The sequence below is a fragment of the Candidatus Bathyarchaeota archaeon genome (genome assembly GCA_026014725.1).
Lineage (GTDB): Archaea > Thermoproteota > Bathyarchaeia > Bathyarchaeales > Bathycorpusculaceae > Bathycorpusculum.
The window spans coordinates 1-4,054 of the sequence record JAOZHV010000036.1 but is presented as its reverse complement, the minus strand read 5'-3'; the positions used below and the strand labels follow the sequence as shown (position 1 = coordinate 4,054).

General features: G+C 47.1%; 6 protein-coding genes and 1 tRNA gene. 3 read left to right on the top strand and 4 right to left on the bottom strand.

The genetic code is table 11. The features are described from left to right. Positions 1-46 precede the first annotated feature (46 nt). Positions 47-134, top strand: a tRNA-Leu gene (locus NWE95_07300). Positions 135-180: 46 nt separating this feature from the next. Here NWE95_07300 and NWE95_07295 read toward each other — a convergent pair. From NWE95_07295 to NWE95_07280, 4 genes are all read right to left on the bottom strand, one after another. Then, the gene (locus NWE95_07295; GenBank protein ID MCW4003699.1) at positions 181-1,458 is read right to left on the bottom strand and encodes a tyrosine-type recombinase/integrase; all 1,278 of its coding nucleotides are present in this window, start codon (positions 1,456-1,458) and stop codon (positions 181-183) included. A gap of 17 nt (positions 1,459-1,475) precedes the next feature. Further along, a complete protein-coding gene (locus tag NWE95_07290) occupies positions 1,476-1,694 on the bottom strand; it encodes a hypothetical protein (protein MCW4003698.1) in 219 nt (72 codons plus the stop codon). Positions 1,695-1,794: 100 nt separating this feature from the next. Next, positions 1,795-2,046: a hypothetical protein gene (locus NWE95_07285; GenBank protein ID MCW4003697.1), complete on the bottom strand. Its 252-nt coding sequence runs from the start codon at positions 2,044-2,046 to the stop codon at positions 1,795-1,797. After that, positions 2,030-2,191 (bottom strand): hypothetical protein, encoded by a 162-nt coding sequence (locus NWE95_07280; GenBank protein ID MCW4003696.1) that lies wholly within the window; start codon positions 2,189-2,191, stop codon positions 2,030-2,032. Before NWE95_07280 ends, NWE95_07285 begins: the two co-directional genes overlap by 17 nt. An 84-nt stretch (positions 2,192-2,275) precedes the next feature. On the opposite strand from NWE95_07280, the gene NWE95_07275 reads away from it, so the two are divergent. Further along, complete coding sequence (locus tag NWE95_07275; GenBank protein ID MCW4003695.1) at positions 2,276-2,908, top strand: hypothetical protein; 633 nt, start codon at positions 2,276-2,278, stop codon at positions 2,906-2,908. A gap of 125 nt (positions 2,909-3,033) precedes the next feature. Beyond that, positions 3,034-4,054, top strand: a 1,021-nt coding sequence (locus tag NWE95_07270; protein MCW4003694.1) for a type I restriction-modification system subunit M, incomplete at its 3' end; no start/stop codon positions are given.

The following is a 4,054-nucleotide window of genomic DNA, read 5'->3' as shown; positions in this document are numbered from 1 at the left end:
TAAATAAATATTAGGCAGGACGTTATTTTTCTTTGAATACCGCTATGCAGGGGTCTCCAAGCCAGGTCAACGGAGTAGGGCTTAGGACCCTATCGCGTAGGCGTTCGTGGGTTCGAATCCCACCCCCTGCACCATATATAAATAAACAGGCCTAGGGTCCCGCTGGCGACGTTTTCTCGGCTAGAGCTTTCTTTTCCTAAAGATTTTTGAGCCCTCGAACTCTGTGACGTATTCAAAGCCTGCTTCAACTAAGCTGCAGATTTCCTTTTCCGATTTTGCGACTTTTGAGATGTAGCTGGTTTCGCCTTGGAATAGCGCTTCTTCAAGTTGGACGTAGAGCAAAGTATTCTTGATGTTCTTGTGTCCTAAGCGCGTCATGACGTAGTACATGTCTTTGGTTTCGTGATAGAGCATAGTGCCTTTCCAATATCGGAAGGTGTGGAAGTGGATTTTTAGTAGTCGTGGGTTGCTTAGTTTGTGGGCTATGCGTTTTCTTTGTCGCTGAAACGTTACGGTGTGGTTGTCGATTAGCATGTGTGGATGCGAGAAGACTCTGTCGCCGTAGTTTTTGGGTAGGTGTTCGAGCATTTCGATGAGTTTGTTGCTGAGGTGTGTGACTCTGGGGTTGCTGTTTTTTTCTGGTGTTATGTTTACGACTTTGCTTTCGAAGTCTATGTCTGACCAGTTGAGCCACCAGATTTCTCCGCATCTTGCACCTGTCTCTTTAAGTAGTTGAAGGAAGGTTGCCATTCGTAGACTGCATCCTGCGATGAGTTGGTCGATTTCTGTTTCTTTTGGGATGAAGGGTAGCTTGCGTATTGTCTGGTAAAGTGGTGCTTGCCATTGTCCGCCTACCATCTTGAGGTATGAGGAGTAGGCGTCTACTGCGTTGTTTTTTCTTCCGTTGCTCCAAGGCTGTCTTGCGATTGCGTCTTTGATGCTTTCGGGGTCGTAGAGGTTAGCGCCTCTTTTGGTCAGTATCTGTAGTATCTTTGTTCTGCCTCTGATCGTCGAGTCGCTTTTGCCGTCTTTTTTGAGCCACCAAGCGTATTCTATGATTTTTCCTTTGACTTCGCCAATTTCATTGTTTCTACGCAGAACTTCTGTTGTTGGTTGTTCTGCATCCAAATTTTTCGTCTCCGTGACGCATATTTGGCGATTAGATACTATGGCAGCTTTGCTTTTTAATGACTGCGTATCAATTGTTTCAACGGCTTTAGCGGCTTGTTTGGCTCTTTTTATGTCGTTTGGGTCTGAGAAGCGCCTTTTGCAGTCTCTGCAGAGCCATCGCTGAATATCGAAACCATCCGCTGTAAAGCGTTTAGAGGCACGCCAGACTTTTTTTGAGTGGCACCGTGGGCATAGGGGGCTGGAGCCGACGTCTCGCTTGGGGGACGACTTACTTTCTGTTTCGGCTTTGTTGCCAAATATACTGTTTTGTGGTGTAAGTCCAGCCATTCCCTCCCGCCTCTCGGTTAGTTTTCCATGTTGTTTTTCGGTTTGTTGTTTTCAGGTTGGTCTATGGCTTGGTATACCGCAACGTACACGCCGAGTTCTGCTACAAACACTAACACTTTCACAGGCGGGTTCACTGACGTATGCTCCCGTCGGCAAGCTTCTGAGCGGGCAATAGCTAGCAGGTCGCCCAAATCAGAGGTGCGTTCATTGGGGGAAATAACGAGGGCTTTGTACATGCAGACAGCGCCTATATGTATGTAGATTTAGTTGTAGAGATAGGGTGAGTTCTGTAACCAATTTTCGTATAGTCATCTGTGTTTGCGGTCCCGGCGGAGGTCATAGGCAGTGCCGCTCAAGCCAGGTTTTACCAAATTCGGTTACACGCCAAAATGGAGCAGCATATTCTAGCACTTTGGCTTCGTCTAAATCCTGTATATATTTCTTTATGGTTGCATCTGTAGCGCCGCCCTCGGTAATCTCCCATTTGATGTGGTGACGTAATGCCTGAATTGTAGCTCCTTTCTCTTGTGCAACCAGCCAACGTACGATTTCTTTTAGGACAGTTGCTCTTTCACTCTGCGGCATCATTTTTGCCCTCCTTTAAGAAAAATGCTATCGATTTTCTGACTAACGCTGAGATGCTCCCAGCTCTGCCCTCTTTTAGAGCTTTATTGATTTGCTGTCTCAGCCCTCTTTCGATGCGAATGGTTATTCGCAGGTTTTGTTTTTTCATTTTCAGTGCCTCTTTTTTGGATAATCATTATTAGGACATTGTCCTAAATCACGACTGTGTGTCATCTTGGGTCATGGAAAAAGCATGGATATTGAAACTGTGATTGAGACTTGTCTCATGCAGTATAGCCCAATTAGAGCAAAGGACTTGAGGCTTAAATTGGAGCAGAGGGGTTACTCGGTTTCCAGAAGCCAATTTTACAGATATGGCGCTAAGTTGAAGAAAGCGGGGAAACTGGAACAGGTAAATGGCATTTGGCGTTGGTCCCAGAATATAATGTCTAGATCAACAGGATGGAATCCTCCGCCGAAAGTTAGGTTTGAGATAACTCAGCAAAGACACTCTTCAAAAGTCACTCTGCCCACCGTTACCACAAATTTAGTTAATCTGAGCGCTTATCAACTAGGCATTAGGTTGAAGGTTTGGGTAGTTTTAGGAGGACGCAATCTGGGGTTAATTAACGATCTCAAGGGATATTACAACGGAAAAAGGTTAATCCTTGCTAGACCTGGGGGAGGATTTGGCAATGGCTGTTTCAGTGTTCCTTCTGAATGTGTAGATAGTAATGAAGAACTGTCGCTTTCATTTTTAGTAACTATATTTGATAGAGATGTTCCTGATGGAAGCCCATACAGGATAGAGGGATCCTACACTTATCGTCGCCAGCTAAACGATTGGATTTATGAACCGACACTTTTCATAGACAAAACCGAATAGGTTTGAAGTTAAAACTCGTGAGGTCTATATCGTCAAAAAGGTGTTCAATGCTCAGAGCCAAAAAAGTAAGCGGTAAAGTCTTATTTGTTATGTACGCATAAATAACCGTAAACTTACGTGAGAGGATGGGGTTGGCTAAGCAACAGACTTCAAATGGTAGACCAAACGGTAATGGGGCTAATTTGGGTTTTGAGCAGAAACTCTGGATGGCAGCCGACAAACTCCGCAACAACATGGACGCCGCCGAATACAAACACGTAGTCCTCGGCCTAATATTCCTCAAATACATCTCTGACGCCTTCACAGAAGTCTACACTGAACTAAAAAAGGACCCCTTGGCCGACGCAGAAGACATCGATGAATACAAAGCCCGCAACGCGTTTTGGGTACCACCCAACAGCCGCTGGAGCTACCTGCAGAAAAACGCCAAGCAACCCACCATCGGAAAAATTGTTGACGAAGCCATGGACGCCATCGAACGCGACAACCCCCAGCTGAAAGGGGTTTTGCCGAAGAATTATGCGCGGGAGGGGTTGGATAAGCAGCGGCTAGGTGAACTTATCGACTTAATCGGCACCATCGGGCTGGGCGACCGAGAAAGCCGCAGCAAAGACATCTTGGGCAGAGTCTACGAGTATTTCCTCGGACAGTTTGCAGATGCTGAGGGCAAAAAGGGAGGGCAGTTCTACACGCCTCAGAGTATTGTGCGTTTGCTTGTGGCTATGATTGAGCCTTTCCGTGGCCGCGTGTTTGACCCTTGCTGTGGTAGCGGCGGCATGTTTGTGCAGAGCGAAAAATTCGTGGAAGCCCACCGAGACACCAAACCGCCCTCAACCAATGGGGAGCGGCTGCGGCGGGAGGACCTGAGCATCTACGGGCAGGAATCCAACCAGACCACTTGGCGCCTCTGCAAAATGAACCTTGCCATACGCCACATAGACTCCAAATTCGTCGTCTGGAACAACGAAGGCAGCTTCCTACACGATGCCCACCCAGACCTAAAAGCCGACTACCTACTCGCCAACCCGCCATTTAATGATTCGGATTGGAAGGGTGAGATGCTGCGTGAAGACGCCCGCTGGCAATTCGGCGTCCCGCCTGTGGGTAATGCGAATTTTGCTTGGGTGCAGCACTTCATCCACCACC